Here is a 16854-nt window from a genome sequence, read left to right on the forward strand (position 1 = left end):
CCAAGAAGAAGACAGCAACCAAGAAGAAGACAGCAACCAAGAAGACGGCAGCGACGAAGACGGCGGCGACGGAGAAGTCAACAACGAGTTGACCCGCCAGCGGGGGACAAGCGCGGCGCAATTCGCAAGAGGGGTTGTCGTTGTTGACAACCGCGGTTGTCAACTTCCACAACGTCACGAGCTGTCGCTCGTTTGATTGATGGAAGAGCGAGGCGGGTCACCACGGCACGATGTCGACGCCGCTGCGTTCCCATGCTGCGAGGTCGGCGGCGAGACGAAGCTGTCGGGCGTGTGCTGCCAAGGAACGATGCTCGGTCTCGGCCCATCGCTCAGGGCGGCGATCCAGCGATGGCGGAGCCGGGCGGTCGAGGTGGACGAAGCGTTTGCGTGCCGCCTGGCCTGAGACGCCGAGCAACTGGCCGATGATCCGCCATGACCAGCCTTGCCGTCGAGCGCGGTGCACGGCCCGCTCGGTGAGCCAGGGCAGCTCCTCGGTGCTGAGCCGTCGGCACGCACTCAACGCCGTGCGCGGGTCGGGGCTCAACGTGTTTGCGGCAAGATGCTGGAGCTCTGCGTTGGTGGCCATCGGCGCGATCGTCGCGCCGGGCTGTCACAGAGATGCCGACGTCGCCGACTCAGGATGTGAGAGCACGCAGCGTGGCAGACCTGCCGTCGGCGGTCTGGGCCTGGATGACGTAGAACATCGCTTCGCGGGCAAGCCGTTGGGCCGGGTGAGAAAGATCCAGACCGCCGCCGCCAGAAGCCGCGAGGAGCACGGTGGTCGCGGTGCGCGCCATCTCAAGGCAGCGGGCCCGATGCAGGCTGGCCTCGCGGATCCATGTTTCACGGTCGTTGATCGGCGCGGACATCTCCGAAACCAGCTGGTCATCGTCGGCCCAGCAGCCATCGAGGAGCTCAAGTAATGCACTGCGGGCCTCCTCAACATCGAGGTCGTTTCCATCGCCGCGCTCGGTGGTGCCAGCGAGCAGCGACACGGCGCGTTCGGCGACCCCCAGTGCAGCGGTCTGTCCGATCGAGCTGGTGAGACGATCGGCGACTCGCCACTCGCCCGCATCGATGATCGTCATCACGTCGGCGTCGGCCGCCACGAACCCGTTGAATTCCAACGCAACCGTCCCGGTGGCGGCGAGGACTGGGAGTTCAAGGTGGCGCGGGGTGATCCCGCTGGTTGTCTTCCCATCGATCATCACCCAGACGAGTTCGCCGGCATCGCTCTCGCCGACAACGACGAACCGTTGGGCAATGCCCCAGGACGTGGTCCACGGAGCGAACCCATCGAACCGCCAGCCTCCGGCGACGCGTGTTGCGCGCACTGCAGCCGGCCCGATTCGTCGGGCATGAGCGAACGCAACCCCGGCGATCATCTGCCCGACACACAGCGGCGCTAAGTACGAGTCACGCAGGTGTGTGTTTTGCGAGCCGCGCAACGCGCGCACGACGCCGTGGTGTTGGACCCACACGAAGAACGTTGCGCCGCAGCCACCAGCGATTGCGGCGATGACGCGCCGAGTCTCATGAGCCGACAGGTCGGATCCGCCGGCGTTGAGGGGCCCGAGGATCCCAAACAACCCAGCTTCGGCCAGCGCAGCGAAGTGCGTCGTCGGGATGATCGCGTCGCGGTCGACACATTCAGCCGCTCGAGCCAGCACCTTGTCAGCCAGCGTGCGGGCGCGATCGACCGGCGTCAGGGACGCTTGATCCACTTGGAAGTGTCCGTGATGTCATCGATGTCGTAACCAGCTTCCACCCAGCCGGTGAAACCGGTCTCGAGATGAGCAACGTTGGTGAAGCCGATCTCGCCGATGACCTGCGCCGCCAAGGCAGATCTCCACCCGCTCGCGCAGTGGAAGATGTATCGACCCTCGGGCGTATAGCGGTCTTGGTGATACGGGCTCTCTGGATCGAACCAGAACTCCAACATCCCACGCGGCGCGGAGACAGCGCCGGGAATCACGCCCTTCTCGACACGTTCGCGAATATCGCGGATGTCGATGAGCATCGCCGTCCCGGCGTCGAGTTCCGCCTTGACCTGCTCGGCAGTCAATTCCTCGATGTCAGCCTTTGCTTCGGCAACCAGGTCGTGAACGGTTCGACGCGTCATGGTCAGAACACTACGAAACGGGTCTGCGTTGCGATGGATCGTGGCACACTTCAGCCATGACACGTCCAGGCTCGACCACAGTCGGGTGGAGAGAGTGGGCTGGGCTTCCCGACTGGGGCGTCGACGCGATCAAGGCCAAGATCGACACGGGTGCTCGTACCTCGGCGCTCCATGCGTTCGATCTCGAATTGTTCGAGCGCGACGAGGTCGAATGGGTCCGGTTCGCGGTGCAACCCTGGCAGCGTTCCGACGATGATGTCGCCGTCGTCGAAGCGATCAGAATCGATCATCGGACCATCACCAGCTCGTCGGGAACGCGGTCCGACCGGCCCGTCGTGCGGGCGTGTCTCGTGCTTGCCGGCCGCCGGGTTGATGCCGAAGTCACGCTCACGCGACGCGATGAGATGGGGTTCCGCATGCTGGTCGGCCGCGAAGCACTCGAACAGGGCTTTCTGGTCGATCCTGCAGCGTCGTACCTCGGCGGCAAACCGTCGAAAGCGGTACGTCGACGTAATCAAGGAAAGACATGAACGCTGCGACTCGACGGCCCCCACGCCGCGAACCCTTCCGGATCGGCGATCTGGAAGTGGCTGGCGGACGGTCGGGAACGGGTGAGCTACCTGTCTCACGTCTCGTCACCGGGACGCATATCTCCCTCCCGCTGCGGGTCTTGCACGGACCGGTCGACGGACCGACGGTCTGGCTGAGTGCGGCGGTGCACGGAGACGAGGTTGCTGGTGTCGAAATCATCCGTCGGGTGCTCGCCAACCTCGATCCCCGCAAGCTGCGTGGCACCGTGCTCGCCGTTCCCATCGTCAACGTCCATGGCTTCCTCAGCGGAGATCGATATCTGCCAGACCGTCGCGACCTCAACCGATCGTTCCCCGGATCGGAACACGGCTCGCTTGCCGGACGGATCGCCAACCTGTTCATGAAGCAGATCGTGCAGCGCTGTGACGTTGGGATCGACTTGCACACTGGCTCCGATCATCGGACGAACCTCCCGCAGATCCGTGCCGATCTCGATGACCCGGCCACGCGCACGCTGGCCGAGGCGTTCGGTGCGCCGTTCATGCTGCATGCAAAGTTGCGTGACGGATCGATGCGGGCTGCGGCCACTGCGGCGGGGGCGACGGTGCTGCTCTTTGAAGGCGGCGAAGCCTGGCGGATCGACGAAGAGGCCGCTGTTGTCGGGAGTCGCGGCATTCGACGAGTACTGCATCAACTCGACATGATCGACGACGATGACGTGCAGGTGCTCCCGGTGCCGGTCGAGAGCCGTTCAAGTGGCTGGGTGCGGGCGCGGCGCAGCGGCATTGCGTCGATGCACGTCGGTCTCGGCGATGCCGTCGCCAGAGGTGACACGCTCGCGACCATTCACGACTCGGTCGGCGTTCGAGTCAGTTCGATGAAGGCCAATCGCACGGGGTTGGTGATCGGCCACTCGCGGCAACCGCTCGTCAACCAGGGCGACGCCATCGTCCACATCGCCGATGTCGGTTCCGACGTCGACGCCATCGAGACGGCGGCCGCGTCGGCCCGTCGACGACGCTCCAGTCAGGACTTCTCATGAAACTCGGCATCTTGTCCCGGTCACCGCAGGCATACAGCACACAGCGGTTGAAGATCGCAGCGTTGGAGCGTGGGCACGACTGCAAGGTGCTCAACACGATGCGGTTCGCCATTGATCTTGCAGGCGACGAGCCGGACCTGCAGTTCCGGGGCAAACAGCTCAGTGACTACGACGCGGTGTTGCCCCGGATCGGTGCCTCGGTCACCTATTTCGGCACTGCGGTGGTCCGTCAATTCGAACAGATGGACGTCTACACACCGAACACCTCGAACGGCATCGCGAACTCGCGCGACAAGCTCCGGGCGACACAAATTCTCAGCCGACACGACATCGGGATGCCGGCCACGTCGTTCGTTCGCGACAAGGCAGATGTCCTCCCAGCCATTGAGTTGGTCGGGGGCGCGCCCGTCGTCATCAAGCTGCTCGAAGGAACCCAGGGAATCGGCGTCATTCTGGCGCCGGACATCAAAGTGGCCGAGGCAATCATCGAAACGCTGCAGAGCACCAAGCAGAACGTGTTGATCCAACAGTTCATCGCTGAGAGCAAGGGCCGTGACATTCGTGCGCTGGTTGTGGGCGACCGCGTGGTCGGTGCGATGCGTCGAACCGCACAGGGCGATGAGTTTCGGTCGAACGTCCATCGCGGCGGCTCGGTTGAGGCAGTCGAACTGACCGAGGAGTACGAACGCACCGCGGTGCGGGCGGCTCAGATCATGGGCCTCCGAGTTGCGGGCGTGGACATGCTCGAAGGCAATGAGGGTCCACTCGTGATGGAGGTCAACTCATCGCCTGGGCTCGAAGGCATCGAACGGGCCACCGAACTCGATATCGCGGGCGCAATCATCGACCACATTGCCAACCAGGTGGCGTTTCCGGAACTCGACGTCCGGCAACGACTCACCGTCAGCACTGGGTACGGCGTCGCCGAAGTCCACGTGCCCGAAGGTTCGGAGTTTGTCGGGCAGACGCTCGCAGAATCGGGTCTCCGCGAGCGGGACATCACCGTGCTGACCTTGCACCGCGGCAACGCCGTCATCCCGAACCCGAAGGAGAGTCGAACTCTCGAAGGCGAGGACCGGCTGCTCTGCTTCGGCAAGCTCGAAGAGATGCGGAGCATGATTCCCACACGTCGCAAACGACGCGCCAAGGTTCGCAAGTTGCCCGACGAAGCGCTGCCCGACGCCGACTAAGGCTCAGGCGGATCGCAGGGTGTCGGCGAAAAGATCGAGGCCGGCGATGGCGAACGCCACCATGTTTGCGGCGCGATCATCGTCGCCGGTGAGGACGTGTCGTGACGCGTCGACGGGGCCCGAGACGCCGACCCAAGCGTGCCCGGCCGGGTCGCCGTACGGGTTGCCTGAGGGGCCAGTCGCGCCGCCTTCGCCAATGCCCCATGTTGCGCCGATGTGCGTGCGCGCAGCTTCAGCGAGATGCATCACCCAGGGTTCAGATGCGCCGCGCAGTTTTGGTGGCCGTTCGACCTGGCCCGTGAGGAGACCGTCGAGGGCGTGCTTGGTGTAGATCACACTGCCTCCGAGGAAGTACGCCGATGCACCAGGTACGGCGAGTAGCGCGGTGGAAATCAGTCCACCGCAACTGCCCTCGCCGGTCGCCACGGTCTCGCCACGCGCGCGAAGAAGTTCACCGCACACAGCGCCGGCAGCGAGGAGTCCTTCGGGAAGCACCGCGGTCATGCGTTCATGGCACCGTCGACGACGAACTCGTGCCCACTGCAGTACGACGCCTCTTCAGAGGCGAGGAACAGCACGACATTCGCGACCTCGTCGGCAGAAGCGGTGCGACCCATAGGGATCGACTCGGTGATGCGTTCGAGGTTGCCACCGAACTCGCGCAGCATGTCGGTGTCGATGATGCCTGGATGCACCGAGTTGACGCGGACGCCATGCGCGGCAAACTCGATCGCGGCCGACTTACTCATCCCGCGTACGGCCCACTTTGTTGCCGCATAGGCGTGCGCCCGCCCGACGCCGGCCAGCCCTGCGATCGATGAGATGTTGATGATGCTGCCCGAGCCTTGCTCGCACATCACCCGGCCGACGTCTCGGATGCCGAGGAAGACACCGGTCTGGTTGATGGCCACCATCTGATTCCACGCTTCGATTGACGTATCGAGCGCGGCGGTCATCGAGAAGATCCCTGCGTTGTTGACGAGGATGTCGATGCGGCCGTGTTGTTCGACGATCCCAGCGATCACGGCGGCCCAGTCATCCTCACTGGTGACGTCGTGGTGCAGGAATGTGACCGCGTCGCCCAACTCATCGGCTGCTGCCGCGCCGACGTCGTCGAGCACGTCAGTGATGTACACCGTCGCGCCCTCTGCGGCGAACCGTTCAGCCTCTTGGCGGCCCTGGCCGCGGGCGCCGCCCGTGATGAGTGCGATCTTGCCGGCGATGCGTCCGTTGCTCACGATGTGACCTGCGCTTCCCGGCGCTTGGCGCCTGCGGCACGGAGTGCCTCGATGTTGTGGTCGCCGACTTCCATAAACGCGCTCCTCCAGTTGTCTGATCCCCAATGCACGGGCGCTTGCACCGTCGTGCGGGGCGCGATTGCGGTGTCGACCACGTCGAGAGCCAATGAGATGATCGATTGCTGCATCGCCCGGTCACCTGGCTTGCCACACGGATTGCCGAGCGGGAAGTCGACGAACAGCATGCGAGCGACACCACACTCTTCGACGATGTCGCGGGCGCTCCCGATCACCACGGTGGGGATTCCAGCTGCTTCAAGGTGACGCGAAACCAGACTCACGGTCTGGTGACACACCGGTCAAAGCGGGACCAGGAGGGCGATATCAACCTGATCTTCGGCACACCACTCGCCAATCGTTGCGGCATCAAGACCGGTACGGCGTTGGCTGTATTCGGTGGGGACGCCGAAGAACCGATGATTGAGCTGGCCGATCTTGCCGTCCTCGACGAGTGCGGTCAATGCTCCGAGCGGCAGGAAGCTCTCGGGGTCATCGGTATGCGTTGCTTGCTTGTCCCACGACAGATCGCTGGTGAACATCCGCTCCGGTCGGTCCGCAACAGGATGGTGATACACCACCTTGTCGGTGGCGGGCGCTCCGTGCGCTGAATCATGATGATGGAGATACGTCGTCGTGATCACGGCGACGTTGCACTCGGCCAGCGGCTTCGTCAGGGGCGTGAAAGGCGCTTCGTTGAACGCAGCCCAACGGTAGGGCTGGTCATATCCAGACGCTTCGTAGTACTCGCGAGACTTGTCGATGTAGCTGACGTGACTGCGATGGGTGACTTGCCGATCGGCTCGCTCTGCCATGGTTTCAACGGTAGTTCTCGGTCTGATCAGACGACGAGGTGCACAGCCGGAATCCATGAGAGACTGACAACGACTCGAGCAGGCGGGTCCGCACTCGGAACGGACAGCGATCGAAGTGAAACGAAAATTGGCGCGGCTCATGCTCAAGATCACTCGATTCACGGCGGTCGGCGAACCGCCGCAACACGACACCTACGTTCTGCTCTGCGCGCCGCACACCACGAACTGGGATCTGCTGAGTCTCTTGATGGCATCGTGGAGTTCCGGTGAGAACCTCAACTGGCTCGGAAAACACCAACTGTTCCGTGGACCGATGAATCGCATCATGCGAATGCTGGGCGGTGTGCCGGTGCGGCGCGACGAGCGACGCGGAATGGTGGAGTCGCTTGCCGACGAGTTCGATGCTGCCGAACATATGGCGCTGGCGATTCCGGCGGCGGGAACTCGGTCGCACACCGATCATTGGAAGTCGGGTTTCTACCGAATCGCGCTGGCCGCGAAGGTGCCGATCGGTCTCGCGTTCGTCGACTACTCGACACGTACCGTCGGCTTCGGCCCAACGATGGTCCCGACCGGCGATATCGAGGCAGACCTCGACATGTTCCGAGCGTTCTACGCCGACAAGCGGGGCAAGTACCCGGACCAAGAGAGCGAAATTCGCTTCAGCGACACCTGACTCACCTGTGCCGATCGGGCAACGGAACACCGATGGCATCGCCAATCGCCAGCATGCCGTCGGGCGGACCCACGCCGACGGCATCGAGGAGTCGGTTCATCATCTCGAAGTTGCCGGTGACCTGCACCGCACGCGCAGTGGCACCCGAACCGAGCACCTCGATGGCCTGTGTCCGAGCGCGTTCCATCTCGTCGCCGTCACGGAGTACAGCGGCCTCGACCAGCGCGCTGAGCACACGACCGCCTGGAAGGCCCACATCGACGTGTGGCCTGCCGACGCCGAGCAAGTTGATGTCTTCGTTGTGATGGCGGGCGCTCGCACGGAGCATCCCAGCGTGGCCATACAGTCAAAAGAAGCAATCGTTCAGCAGCGAGGTTCGTGCAGCGACGAACTCCATTTGTGATCGGCTCAGTCCTTCGCGAACCGCATTCATGTTGCCCATCGAGTTCCCGTCGGGATTGCCGTCCGGCGCGAGATACAGGGTGGTGTGCACGTCGAACATGGCCTCGTTCTCCGGTGGCACTGCACTGAGGATCGTTGGTGGGAACGCGACACCGATGGTGGGCACCCACGACCCGTCGATCACCGCCTGCGTGGTGATCGGCGAGGGCTCGCCGTCATGCGGCTCAGGAAGTGGTCGGGGATTGTGGCCGAGACCGAATCGGGTGGTGTCGAGCGCCCGAAGCCGAGCCACGATGCCAAGCACCTCGACATACTGCTCGGTGCTCAAATCCCTGGCGAGCACCGCATCAAACCAGTCGCGTGTGATCGTTGCTGGGGCGGTGGAGATGACCGCCGCTGCCTCTTCGGCGGGCGAGGATGCAGCCTCTCCGCGCGCCGCCGCGGCGACCGCGACTCGTTCACGGCCGGTGAGCCAGGTGCCGGGATGACTCAGTCGGTCCCACTCGCGATCGTGCAGCGCGGTGAAGTCGGTCGGGATGTCGATCGCGCTCATCGCCCGACCCTCGGCCCGAGCTGCGCCTTGATGTGCACTAGATGCCCGACGCGGAGATGTTGTAGGAGGCGATCGTGCAGCTCACGGCGAAGATCGGGATCGGCTCACAGAAGTGCACGGTGCCGGTCGCACCGGCAGCGGCTGCCGCCACAGAAATGAAGGTGCGGATCTCGAACCCGCCTTGCCCGGCGTCCGCGTAGACCGTCAGGTCGTCATAATCGAGGAGCGCCGCGCGGTCGTTGCGGCACCAGCGATCCATGAAGTCGAGGTCCCACTCGACGTTGATCTTGCCCGAATCGGGCGTGGCCGGCCAGTGCGAAATACCGCCAGTGCCGACAATCGCGATGCGTTCGGGCAGCGCGTCGCACGCTGCACGGAGCGACTCGCCAAACGTCCACGAGCGATGCAGCGGCGACAGCGGCGGGCCCTGGCAGTTGATGTTGACCGGGATGACCGGGGTGTCGTAACGGGGGGTCAGAAAGTGCAGTGGCACCATGATCCCGTGGTCGAACTTCCACTCCTCCGCGTAGCTGACGTCAGAGGTGTGCATCACCTGCTCGATGAACCGGTGCGACAGGTCGCGGTTGCCCGGTACCTGGTGCTTGTCGATGCCGAGCCAACCTGGATCTTCGATCGGGCCGTCGTAGCTGTCGGCCATGCCCAGTGCGAACGACGGCATGTTGTTCATGAAGAAGTTGGCGAAGTGCTCGGCGGCGATCACGACGATGGCGTCGGGTTTCGACGCTTCGAGGTCGACGCGCATCTGATCGAACGCGGCGTAGAAGCGATCGCGGACGTCGGGATCGGCCTGGTCGGATCGACCGGTGATTCCAGGCGCGTGTGAGCACACGCCGGCAAAGACGAGGGGCATGTCAGTGGCTGCCTTCTGGAGTAGCAGGGGTGTGGACCGGTGCGACCACCTCGTCGAGGCTCGTGGTCATCGCATAGACGCCCTCTCGGACGGGGCCGTGCTCGGCAATGCCGTCCCGCATGCGCTGGAGATAGTCCTGCCAATCGATCTGATGGAACGCGGCGAAGTGCATGAGGATCTGACCGTTGACGCCGAGGTGGAACAGCTTGCCGATGTCGGGTGCCACCAGTGCCTCGGTTTCCTCATCGGTGAGGTCGAACCCTGCGACTTCGGCCCGTCGGTCGGCGCTGTATCGGTCCTGCATCTCCTGGGACCGGTTGATCTCAAACAGGAACTTCTGAACCGCGTAGAGACTCATGCCGGGTCACCTTCCCACTCCAAATGCAGAGCGTCAGGGCCGCGGAAGGTGATGTTCGGGAAGTAGGTGAGCTGCTGGTCTTCGACGAGACGGAGCGAAGGCAGGCGCTGCGAGAGCAACTCGAGCGCGATGCGTGCTTCCATTCGTGCGAGGCCATTGCCGACGCAGAAGTGAATCCCTTTGCCGAATGAGATGTGTCGGTTGGGGCGATGGCGATGGATGTCGAACGTCTCGGGGTTTTCGAACAGATCGGGTTGGTGGTTCGCCGATGCAAAGTTGAGATACAACCGTGTTCCGGCGGGCAGGTCGATGCCGCCGAGCGTGGTGTCCTGTGTCGTGACCCGGCGCCATGAGATCTGGCTCGACTCGTAGCGCAGCGTCTCTTCCACGGCTGCCGCTGCGAGCGATGGATCCGCACAGAGCGCGTCCCACTGGTCGCGGCGGGGGAGCAGGCAGAGCAGGGTGTTGCAGAGCAGCGCGGTGACGGGGTCGTGACCGGCGAACGAGAAGCCGTAGACGATTGATTCGACCTCCTGATAGCTCAGGCCGGTGCCGTTCGTCGGGTCAGGGTCGGCGTCGTGCGCGTCGAGGAGTTCGGAGGTGAAATCGTCGGTACGTTCGTCGCGTCGCTGGGCAACGAAGTCGCGGCAGTAACGCCAGTAGCTGACCATGCCCTCAGCGATCTCGACCTGCTCTTCAGCGGTCGGCATCCCCCAGGAGAACGCTCGTCGGTTTGCGCACCACGACTTGACCATCACATCGTCTTCGGGTGGGAATCCGAGGAAGCGGAACACGATCTCAGCTGGCAGCGGGAATGCCAGGGCTTTGACAAACTCCGCTGGCGAGCCGTTGGCAACCATTTGGTCGAGCAGCACGGTGGCGCGGTCACGCATGTATCCCTCGAGCGACTTGAGGCGACGATTCGAGAAGCCCTGCCGCGTGTACACCCGTATCCGGCCGTGATCAGGTTCGGGCTTGTTCGACATCACGGCAACCGGATTGAAGTCAGGAGTCGCCAGCACCGCGGCAGCTTCGTCGGCCAAGGGGTAGATCGGGTCCTGGACGTTGGTGGACGCGTAGACATCGGGGTTCATGAACACCTCGTCGATGTCTTCCATGCGCGTCACGACGACGTGGCCGAGGTCGGGGGCGTAGAACACGGGGTGCTCGTCGCGCAGCGCATTGGCGATGGGGTACGGGTCGACGAGGTAGTCATCGTCGAGGGGTGACCAGTTCGCGTGCATCGGGCAACCGGGCGGCGGAGTCGCCAGGGTGTCGGGGGCCTCGTGGTAACTGCTGTGTTCGCTCATCTCGTGGCGCTTTCAATCAGTGGTGCAGGAAAGGGATGTCGGAAAGGGATGTCGGAAAGGGATGTCGGTGTGGGTTGGTGCCGCGTTAGGGCGTGGTTGGGGTGGAGAGTCGAGCGAGTAAGTCGGCCAGCTGATCGACTTCACCCGGTTTGAGCTGGTGTTCGATTTGCTCGTACGCCGCCTCGCTCAAGGGAGCGATCCGGGCAACGAGCGCCAACCCGTCGGTGCTGATGCTGATCTCAGCGCGTCGGGCATCGTTTCCCGCTGCGCGTTCGATGAGTCCTCGCTCGTCGAGTGAGGCGAGCATGCGCGACAGGCTGGGGCCGAGGAGAAAGGTGCGTTCGGCCAGCTCACCCACCGAGATGGGCTCGGTCGCGTCGTTCAGGGCACGCAGCACTCGCCACTGCTGTTCGGTGACGTCGTGGTCGGCGAGGATCGGGCGGAAATGGCGCATCACTGCTTCGCGGGCGCGCATCAGGGCCATCGGCAATGACTGCTCGAATTCACGGATCGGCGCAGCGCCGTGTGCCCGGCGGGCAGTGGCGGTGCCGGTGCTCACGAGATCACCTCGTCAGCAATGCCGTTGCGCAGGGTGCCGAGTTCTGGCACGGAGACTTCGACCACATCGCCTGGTTCGAGAAAGCGGGGCGGATCAAATCGGGCACCCGCGCCGGTCGGGGTGCCGGTGAAGATGATGTCGCCGGGCTCGAGCGTGCAAAAGGTAGACAGATACTCGATCTGGAACTCGATCGGATACGCCATCGTCGCCGGCGTGTCGTCTTGGCGGAGTTCGCCGTTCACGTGCGTGGTCAGGTGCAGGTTCTCGAACTCGCCGATCTCGTCGAGCGTCGTCATCCACGGACCGATCGAGCCAGACGAGTCCCAGTTCTTGCCCTGGGTGACGTTGAACTTGGCGTGGCGGACCCAGTCACGAATCGTGCCTTCGTTGCCGAGGGTGAGCCCAGCGATGTGGTGGCGGGCATCTGCACGCGCGATGCGGCGGCCGCCGGTGCCGATGACGGCGACGATTTCACCCTCGTAGTCGAGCTGCGGGCTTTCGGGCGGGCGGATGAGCGACTGCTCGTGACCGGTGAATGAACTGGGAAACCGGACGAACACGCTCGGCTTGGTCGGTGCGTCCTGGCCGTCCTTGTATTCGGCGTTGCGTCCGCCGTAGTTGACGCCGATGCAGAAGATCTTGCCAGGGGACGGAAGCGTGCGCTCGTACGTGACAGCGGAGAGTGCGACGTCGACCGTCGGGTCGGGGCTGGCGGTCTCGACGATCGAGCGTGCTTCGCCGATCCGTTGCTGTGCGATCAAGTCCGACAGATTGCGCACGCCGGGCATACGCGTCGACAGATCAACGATCGACGCGGTCGGCGAAGCGGTGTCATTGACGGCTCCGAAGCTCGGGCTTCCGTTGCGCATCGATGGGTGGGAGTAGCTCAGCAACTTCATGTTGCATTAATACTTAACATGTTACATAATACTTTGCAATGCCTCATTTAATTCTTGAGCACTCGGCCAACGTCAGCGACGTGGCTGACATCGCCGGATTGGTCGCAGTGCTGCACCAGGCGGCGCTGGCCACCGGTATTGCCCCCCTCGATGCGCTGCGCACTCGAGCCGCCCAGCGCGACATCTATGCGGTCGGCGATCAGCACCCGAAGAACGGGTTCATCGCCGTGACGGCGCGGCTGGGCGCCGGCCGCGTCGAAGCCGACAAGCAGCGCCTCATCGCAGCACTGATGGCGGCACTGAGCGACGCGCTCGGCGAGGCACAAGACACGTTGATGCTCAGCGTCGAATACCAGGAGATCGACCCGACCTTCCGGATCAACAAGAACAATCTGCGCTCGGTCATCGCCGAGCGCAACACCGGACACGAAGGAGAAGAACATGGCGGCTGACAAGACGTTTGACGACTACCGGGCACTGGCCGCGGCAAGCATCAGGCCGTTTGCCGATGCCCCGTTGCTGCACTTCATTGACGGTCGGCCGGCCGCAAGCGCCAGCGGGGAGACGTTCGAGAACAACTCACCCGTCGACGCAACCCTGCTCGGCTCGGTCGCGTCAGGCGATGCGGCCGACATCGACGCGGCCGCCAACGCAGCCCACGAGGCGTTCGCCGATTGGTCCGGTCGCTCTGGCAAGGAACGGAAGAAGATCCTGCACAGGGTTGCCGATCTGATCGAGTCGCGCGCCGACGACATCGCCGCGGCCGAGTGTGTCGACACGGGGCAGACGATTCGGTTCATGAGCGCCGCCGCGATTCGAGGCGCAGAGAATTTCCGATTCTTCGCTGACCATGCGCCGGACGCCAACAACGGACGCTCCATGCCAGACGAGCACCATGTCAACTTCTCCAGCCGCCGTGCGCTCGGACCCGTTGGCGTGATCACGCCGTGGAACACACCCTTCATGTTGTCGACCTGGAAGATCGCTCCCGCTCTCGCAGCTGGCTGCACCGTCGTCCACAAGCCCGCCGAATGGAGCCCCTACACGGCGGCGATGCTGTCGGAGATCGCCCTCGAAGCCGGACTGCCGCCCGGCGTCTTGAACACGGTGCACGGCTTCGGCGAGTCGGCAGGCAAGGCCCTGACCGAGCACCCGCTGATCAAGGCGATCGCTTTCGTCGGTGAGTCGTCGACGGGCTCGATGATCCAGGCCCAGGGTGCGCCGACGCTCAAGCGAGTGCACTTCGAACTCGGTGGGAAGAACCCGGTCATCGTGTTCGACGACGCCGATCTCGATCGAGCCCTCGACGCCGTGATCTTCATGATCTACAGCTTGAACGGCGAGCGATGCACGTCATCGAGTCGGCTGCTGATCCAGTCATCGGTTCACGACGAGTTCGTCGCGGGGCTGACCGAGCGAGTCAAGGCGCTCAAGGTCGGACACCCCCTCGACCCATCGACGGAGATCGGTCCGCTGATTCACCCGCGCCACTGCGCGAAGGTCCGGAGCTACCGAGCGAAGGCGGAGGCAGCGGGTGCCTCGGTGATCGTCGGCGGTGGCGCATCGTCGGATCCGGACTCGTACTACGTCGATCCCATGCTGTTCACCGGGGCGCGCAATGACATGGACATAGCGCAGGAGGAGATCTTTGGCCCGGTGCTGACGGTCATTCCGTTCAGCGACGAGACCGAAGCTGTGCGGCTGGCGAACGACATCGAGTACGGCCTTGCCGGCTATCTCTGGACCGGCGACACCGGGCGGGCCCAGCGTGTCGCGCGCGATCTGGAGGCCGGAATGATTTGGGTGAACAGCCAAAATGTCCGGCACTTACCAACGCCGTTCGGAGGGTCCAAGGCCAGTGGTATCGGGCGCGACGGTGGTCCCGAATACAGCTTCGAGTTCTACATGGAGACAAAGAACATCTCCATTGCCTATGACTCACATGCCATTCCGAAGCTGGGACACATCTCATGAGCCTGACCCTCTCGGTGGAACACATCGCCCTGCTCGCCGCTGAGCACGAGCAGGCGCGGATCAGTGCGGTGGCGTGCGACCCGGTGACGCGTCGCTTCCCAGACATCACGTTGGAGGACGCCTATGCGATCCAAGCAGCCTGGATCGACTTGCAGGTTGCCAACGGGGCAACGATCAAAGGGCACAAGATCGGCCTCACGAGCCGCGCGATGCAGATGGCCATGAAGATCGACGAGCCCGACTTCGGTGCGTTGCTCGACGACATGTTCATTCCGAGTGGCGGCTCGATCGCCGCTGCCGATCACCTCGACCCCAAGATTGAAGTCGAGTTTGCCTTCGTCCTCGCTCGCGACCTCGTACCGCACGAGTTCGGTCGCGAGCTCACCGTCGACGACGTCTACGCGGCAACCAGTCATGTCGTACCGGCGCTCGAGTTGATCGATGCGCGGTCGCACCGGGTGCACCCTGACGACGGCCGCACTCGGACCGTTCTCGACACGATCTCCGACAACGCGGCGAACTCAGGCATCGTCGTCGGCGACGAGCATGTGTCGGTGGACGAAGCGCGCAATGGCGACTTGCGATGGGCTGGCGCAATTGCCTACCGCAATGGTGCGGTGGAGGAAACGGGCCTCGGCGCAGGTGTGCTCGATGACCCGGCAATGGGCATCGTGTGGCTGGCCAATCGCCTCCAGCACATCGGTATTCCACTGGTCGCGGGCGAGACGATTCTGGCGGGGTCCTTCACCCGGCCGATCGATTGCCGATCTGGTGACGAATTCCGGGTGGATTTTGGCTACCTGGGAACACTGGAACTGAACGTCACGTAAGTCAATACAGCGCGACCCCATGCCGTCGAGTGAGAATGGCGCGATGAACGACATCGAGTTGCTGCACGAGGCCGCCCGTCTGGCGGTTGAGTACGTGGCGGGTACAGACGGTCGGCCGGCGACGCCCGACGCTGCAGCGCTGGCCGGACTCGATGCGTTCGACGAGCCGCTCCCCGACGGGCCGACGGATCCATCCGACGCACTTCGACTGCTGAGCGAAGTGGCCGACCCAGCGACGATGGTGTCGACCGGACCGAACTACTACGGCTTTGTCAACGGCGCCACGTTCCCCGTCGCTCTGGGCGCCGCATTCCTGGTCAATGCATGGGATCAGAACGCCGCGCTGCCCGTGATGTCCCCGGCAGCGGCGAAGCTGCACGACGTCGCTCGAGGCTGGTTGCTCGATGTCCTCCGGTTGCCTGGCCACGCAGACGTCGGATTCGTCACCGGCGCCACGGTTGCCAACGCGTCGTGCATGGCGGCAGCACGCGACGAACTGCTCGAACGGGCAGGGTGGGACGCGAAGAGCGATGGTCTGTTTGGTGCTCCACCAATCACCGTGGTGGTCGGAGAGAACACTCACAGCACGGTGCGCAAGTCGCTCGGTCTCATCGGTCTCGGAAGCGATCGAGTGGTGAAGGTGCTCACCGACGACCAGGGTCGGATCGACCACACCGAGTTGCCGACGCATCTGTCTGGGCCGGTTCTCGTCTGCGCCCAAGCAGGAGAGGTCAACACCGGGGCCTTCGATCCGTTTGACGAGATCGCCGACTGGCTCGCGGCGACCACCGACAATGGCTGGCTCCACGTCGACGGCGCGTTCGGTCTGTGGGCACTCGCCGATCCGAGTCGAACACATCTGGTGGCCGGTCTCCATCGCGCCGATTCATGGGCGACAGACGGACACAAATGGCTCAACGTCACGTACGACTGTGGCATCGCGATCGTCGCCCGCGAAGGTGCGCTCAGGCGGACGTTCTCGTCCGTTGCCGGCTATCTGCCGCCCGAGCGTGGATTCGAGGCGATGCACCACACGCCGCAGTCGTCGCAGCGGGCGCGTCAAGTCGAGGTGTGGGCGGTGCTGCGCACCCTGGGCCGCAGCGGCGTCGCTGAACTGGTCCAGCGCGCGTCCGACGGGGCGCAGCTGATCGCCGAACAGCTGAGGGGCGCCGACTTTGACGTACTCAACGACGTGGTGATCAACCAGGTGCTGTTGCGGTATGGCTCGGCAGCGACCACCGAAGCGCTGATTGCTGAGATTCAACGCGACGGTCGCATTTGGTGTGGGGCGACTCAGTGGCGTGGCGAGACAGCAATGCGAGTGAGCGTCTCGTCATGGAAGACCACCCTCGATGATGCCGCGCGGGCGGCGGACGTCATTGTCGAATGCGCTCGCCGACTCACGCCACACGAGTGACGGACTCCGG

At 63.9% G+C, this 16854-nt stretch carries 22 protein-coding genes; 8 read left to right on the forward strand and 14 right to left on the reverse strand.

The window, feature by feature from the left end:
* Window positions 1-217: 217 nt before the first annotated feature.
* From ACH2DW_RS05670 to ACH2DW_RS05680, 3 genes are read right to left on the reverse strand one after another with little or no spacing between them, the layout of a single operon-like run.
* The gene (locus ACH2DW_RS05670) at window positions 218-586 is read right to left on the reverse strand and encodes a hypothetical protein (RefSeq protein WP_394928749.1); all 369 of its coding nucleotides are present in this window, start codon (window positions 584-586) and stop codon (window positions 218-220) included.
* A 49-nt stretch (window positions 587-635) separates the two neighbouring features.
* The gene (locus ACH2DW_RS05675) at window positions 636-1724 is read right to left on the reverse strand and encodes an acyl-CoA dehydrogenase family protein (protein ID WP_394928750.1); all 1089 of its coding nucleotides are present in this window, start codon (window positions 1722-1724) and stop codon (window positions 636-638) included.
* The gene (locus ACH2DW_RS05680) at window positions 1706-2122 is read right to left on the reverse strand and encodes a rhodanese-like domain-containing protein (RefSeq protein WP_394928751.1); all 417 of its coding nucleotides are present in this window, start codon (window positions 2120-2122) and stop codon (window positions 1706-1708) included. Before ACH2DW_RS05680 ends, ACH2DW_RS05675 begins: the two co-directional genes overlap by 19 nt.
* A 56-nt stretch (window positions 2123-2178) precedes the next feature.
* Between ACH2DW_RS05680 and ACH2DW_RS05685 the strand changes: the two genes are divergently transcribed.
* Genes ACH2DW_RS05685 through ACH2DW_RS05695 form a run of 3 tightly spaced genes read left to right on the forward strand, consistent with a single transcriptional unit; the run spans window position 2179 to window position 4885 of the window.
* Window positions 2179-2652: an ATP-dependent zinc protease gene (locus ACH2DW_RS05685; protein ID WP_394928752.1), complete on the forward strand. Its 474-nt coding sequence runs from the start codon at window positions 2179-2181 to the stop codon at window positions 2650-2652.
* On the forward strand, window positions 2649-3695 hold the full coding sequence (locus ACH2DW_RS05690) for a succinylglutamate desuccinylase/aspartoacylase family protein (protein ID WP_394928753.1): 1047 nt from the start codon (window positions 2649-2651) through the stop codon (window positions 3693-3695). The genes ACH2DW_RS05685 and ACH2DW_RS05690 overlap by 4 nt, the downstream gene beginning before the upstream one ends.
* Complete coding sequence (locus tag ACH2DW_RS05695) at window positions 3692-4885, forward strand: RimK family alpha-L-glutamate ligase (RefSeq protein ID WP_394928754.1); 1194 nt, start codon at window positions 3692-3694, stop codon at window positions 4883-4885. The genes ACH2DW_RS05690 and ACH2DW_RS05695 overlap by 4 nt, the downstream gene beginning before the upstream one ends.
* Before the next feature lie 3 nt (window positions 4886-4888).
* On the opposite strand, the gene ACH2DW_RS05700 is transcribed toward ACH2DW_RS05695, so the two are convergent.
* The 4 genes from ACH2DW_RS05700 to ACH2DW_RS05715 form a co-directional block, all read right to left on the reverse strand.
* Window positions 4889-5389, reverse strand: coding sequence for a CinA family protein (locus ACH2DW_RS05700; RefSeq protein WP_394928755.1), 501 nt, complete (start codon window positions 5387-5389; stop codon window positions 4889-4891).
* Window positions 5386-6123 carry a glucose 1-dehydrogenase gene (locus ACH2DW_RS05705; RefSeq protein ID WP_394928756.1) on the reverse strand — a complete coding sequence of 246 codons (738 nt, stop codon included), beginning with the start codon at window positions 6121-6123 and terminating at the stop codon, window positions 5386-5388. The genes ACH2DW_RS05700 and ACH2DW_RS05705 overlap by 4 nt, the downstream gene beginning before the upstream one ends.
* Window positions 6120-6419, reverse strand: coding sequence for a hypothetical protein (locus tag ACH2DW_RS05710; protein WP_394928757.1), 300 nt, complete (start codon window positions 6417-6419; stop codon window positions 6120-6122). The genes ACH2DW_RS05705 and ACH2DW_RS05710 overlap by 4 nt, the downstream gene beginning before the upstream one ends.
* A 63-nt stretch (window positions 6420-6482) precedes the next feature.
* Window positions 6483-6995, reverse strand: a complete 513-nt coding sequence (locus tag ACH2DW_RS05715; RefSeq protein ID WP_394928758.1) for a hypothetical protein — start codon at window positions 6993-6995, stop codon at window positions 6483-6485.
* A gap of 139 nt (window positions 6996-7134) precedes the next feature.
* Between ACH2DW_RS05715 and ACH2DW_RS05720 the strand changes: the two genes are divergently transcribed.
* Window positions 7135-7671, forward strand: coding sequence for a 1-acyl-sn-glycerol-3-phosphate acyltransferase (locus tag ACH2DW_RS05720; protein ID WP_394928759.1), 537 nt, complete (start codon window positions 7135-7137; stop codon window positions 7669-7671).
* A gap of 1 nt (window position 7672) precedes the next feature.
* Here ACH2DW_RS05720 and ACH2DW_RS05725 read toward each other — a convergent pair whose 3' ends face one another.
* The 7 genes from ACH2DW_RS05725 to ACH2DW_RS05755 form a co-directional block, all read right to left on the reverse strand.
* Window positions 7673-7999, reverse strand: coding sequence for a hypothetical protein (locus tag ACH2DW_RS05725; protein ID WP_394928760.1), 327 nt, complete (start codon window positions 7997-7999; stop codon window positions 7673-7675).
* 18 nt (window positions 8000-8017) lie between these two features.
* Entirely contained in the window at window positions 8018-8626 is a 609-nt protein-coding gene (locus ACH2DW_RS05730; protein ID WP_394928761.1) for a hypothetical protein, read from the reverse strand.
* Between the two features lie 37 nt (window positions 8627-8663).
* Complete coding sequence (locus ACH2DW_RS05735) at window positions 8664-9497, reverse strand: extradiol ring-cleavage dioxygenase (protein ID WP_394928762.1); 834 nt, start codon at window positions 9495-9497, stop codon at window positions 8664-8666.
* 1 nt (window position 9498) lies between these two features.
* Complete coding sequence (locus tag ACH2DW_RS05740) at window positions 9499-9855, reverse strand: aromatic ring-opening dioxygenase subunit LigA (protein ID WP_394928763.1); 357 nt, start codon at window positions 9853-9855, stop codon at window positions 9499-9501.
* The gene (locus ACH2DW_RS05745; protein ID WP_394928764.1) at window positions 9852-11165 is read right to left on the reverse strand and encodes a cytochrome P450; all 1314 of its coding nucleotides are present in this window, start codon (window positions 11163-11165) and stop codon (window positions 9852-9854) included. The genes ACH2DW_RS05740 and ACH2DW_RS05745 overlap by 4 nt, the downstream gene beginning before the upstream one ends.
* Window positions 11166-11250: 85 nt before the next feature.
* The gene (gene hpaR / locus ACH2DW_RS05750; RefSeq protein ID WP_394928765.1) at window positions 11251-11724 is read right to left on the reverse strand and encodes a homoprotocatechuate degradation operon regulator HpaR; all 474 of its coding nucleotides are present in this window, start codon (window positions 11722-11724) and stop codon (window positions 11251-11253) included.
* Entirely contained in the window at window positions 11721-12593 is an 873-nt protein-coding gene (locus ACH2DW_RS05755) for a fumarylacetoacetate hydrolase family protein (protein WP_394928816.1), read from the reverse strand. Before ACH2DW_RS05755 ends, hpaR begins: the two co-directional genes overlap by 4 nt.
* Before the next feature lie 68 nt (window positions 12594-12661).
* Here ACH2DW_RS05755 and ACH2DW_RS05760 point away from each other — a divergent pair, with 68 nt between their 5' ends.
* The 4 genes from ACH2DW_RS05760 to ACH2DW_RS05775 are packed head-to-tail and all read left to right on the forward strand — an operon-like array spanning window position 12662 to window position 16844.
* Complete coding sequence (locus ACH2DW_RS05760; protein ID WP_394928766.1) at window positions 12662-13075, forward strand: 5-carboxymethyl-2-hydroxymuconate isomerase; 414 nt, start codon at window positions 12662-12664, stop codon at window positions 13073-13075.
* Window positions 13065-14597: a 5-carboxymethyl-2-hydroxymuconate semialdehyde dehydrogenase gene (gene hpaE, locus ACH2DW_RS05765; RefSeq protein WP_394928767.1), complete on the forward strand. Its 1533-nt coding sequence runs from the start codon at window positions 13065-13067 to the stop codon at window positions 14595-14597. Before ACH2DW_RS05760 ends, hpaE begins: the two co-directional genes overlap by 11 nt.
* Complete coding sequence (locus ACH2DW_RS05770; protein ID WP_394928768.1) at window positions 14594-15427, forward strand: 2-oxo-hepta-3-ene-1,7-dioic acid hydratase; 834 nt, start codon at window positions 14594-14596, stop codon at window positions 15425-15427. The genes hpaE and ACH2DW_RS05770 overlap by 4 nt, the downstream gene beginning before the upstream one ends.
* 43 nt (window positions 15428-15470) lie before the next feature.
* Window positions 15471-16844, forward strand: a complete 1374-nt coding sequence (locus ACH2DW_RS05775) for a pyridoxal phosphate-dependent decarboxylase family protein (protein WP_394928769.1) — start codon at window positions 15471-15473, stop codon at window positions 16842-16844.
* Window positions 16845-16854 lie beyond the last annotated feature (10 nt).

Source organism: uncultured Ilumatobacter sp., assembly GCF_963980585.1.
GTDB lineage: Bacteria > Actinomycetota > Acidimicrobiia > Acidimicrobiales > Ilumatobacteraceae > Ilumatobacter_A.

Excerpts from the sequence above, each read along its gene's own strand:
- ACH2DW_RS05715 (WP_394928758.1), bottom strand. The coding sequence starts at position 6,995 with ATGGCAGAGCGAGCCGATCGGCAAGTCACCCATCGCAGTCACGTCAGC.
- hpaE (WP_394928767.1), top strand. The coding sequence starts at position 13,065 with ATGGCGGCTGACAAGACGTTTGACGACTACCGGGCACTGGCCGCGGCA.
- ACH2DW_RS05685 (WP_394928752.1), top strand. The coding sequence starts at position 2,179 with ATGACACGTCCAGGCTCGACCACAGTCGGGTGGAGAGAGTGGGCTGGG.
- ACH2DW_RS05670 (WP_394928749.1), bottom strand. The coding sequence starts at position 586 with ATGGCCACCAACGCAGAGCTCCAGCATCTTGCCGCAAACACGTTGAGC.
- ACH2DW_RS05745 (WP_394928764.1), bottom strand. The coding sequence starts at position 11,165 with ATGAGCGAACACAGCAGTTACCACGAGGCCCCCGACACCCTGGCGACT.
- ACH2DW_RS05690 (WP_394928753.1), top strand. The coding sequence starts at position 2,649 with ATGAACGCTGCGACTCGACGGCCCCCACGCCGCGAACCCTTCCGGATC.
- ACH2DW_RS05760 (WP_394928766.1), top strand. The coding sequence starts at position 12,662 with ATGCCTCATTTAATTCTTGAGCACTCGGCCAACGTCAGCGACGTGGCT.
- ACH2DW_RS05720 (WP_394928759.1), top strand. The coding sequence starts at position 7,135 with ATGCTCAAGATCACTCGATTCACGGCGGTCGGCGAACCGCCGCAACAC.
- ACH2DW_RS05680 (WP_394928751.1), bottom strand. The coding sequence starts at position 2,122 with ATGACGCGTCGAACCGTTCACGACCTGGTTGCCGAAGCAAAGGCTGAC.
- ACH2DW_RS05770 (WP_394928768.1), top strand. The coding sequence starts at position 14,594 with ATGAGCCTGACCCTCTCGGTGGAACACATCGCCCTGCTCGCCGCTGAG.
- ACH2DW_RS05735 (WP_394928762.1), bottom strand. The coding sequence starts at position 9,497 with ATGCCCCTCGTCTTTGCCGGCGTGTGCTCACACGCGCCTGGAATCACC.
- ACH2DW_RS05730 (WP_394928761.1), bottom strand. The coding sequence starts at position 8,626 with ATGAGCGCGATCGACATCCCGACCGACTTCACCGCGCTGCACGATCGC.
- ACH2DW_RS05755 (WP_394928816.1), bottom strand. The coding sequence starts at position 12,593 with ATGCGCAACGGAAGCCCGAGCTTCGGAGCCGTCAATGACACCGCTTCG.
- ACH2DW_RS05740 (WP_394928763.1), bottom strand. The coding sequence starts at position 9,855 with ATGAGTCTCTACGCGGTTCAGAAGTTCCTGTTTGAGATCAACCGGTCC.
- ACH2DW_RS05700 (WP_394928755.1), bottom strand. The coding sequence starts at position 5,389 with ATGACCGCGGTGCTTCCCGAAGGACTCCTCGCTGCCGGCGCTGTGTGC.
- ACH2DW_RS05725 (WP_394928760.1), bottom strand. The coding sequence starts at position 7,999 with ATGCTCCGTGCGAGCGCCCGCCATCACAACGAAGACATCAACTTGCTC.
- ACH2DW_RS05775 (WP_394928769.1), top strand. The coding sequence starts at position 15,471 with ATGAACGACATCGAGTTGCTGCACGAGGCCGCCCGTCTGGCGGTTGAG.
- ACH2DW_RS05695 (WP_394928754.1), top strand. The coding sequence starts at position 3,692 with ATGAAACTCGGCATCTTGTCCCGGTCACCGCAGGCATACAGCACACAG.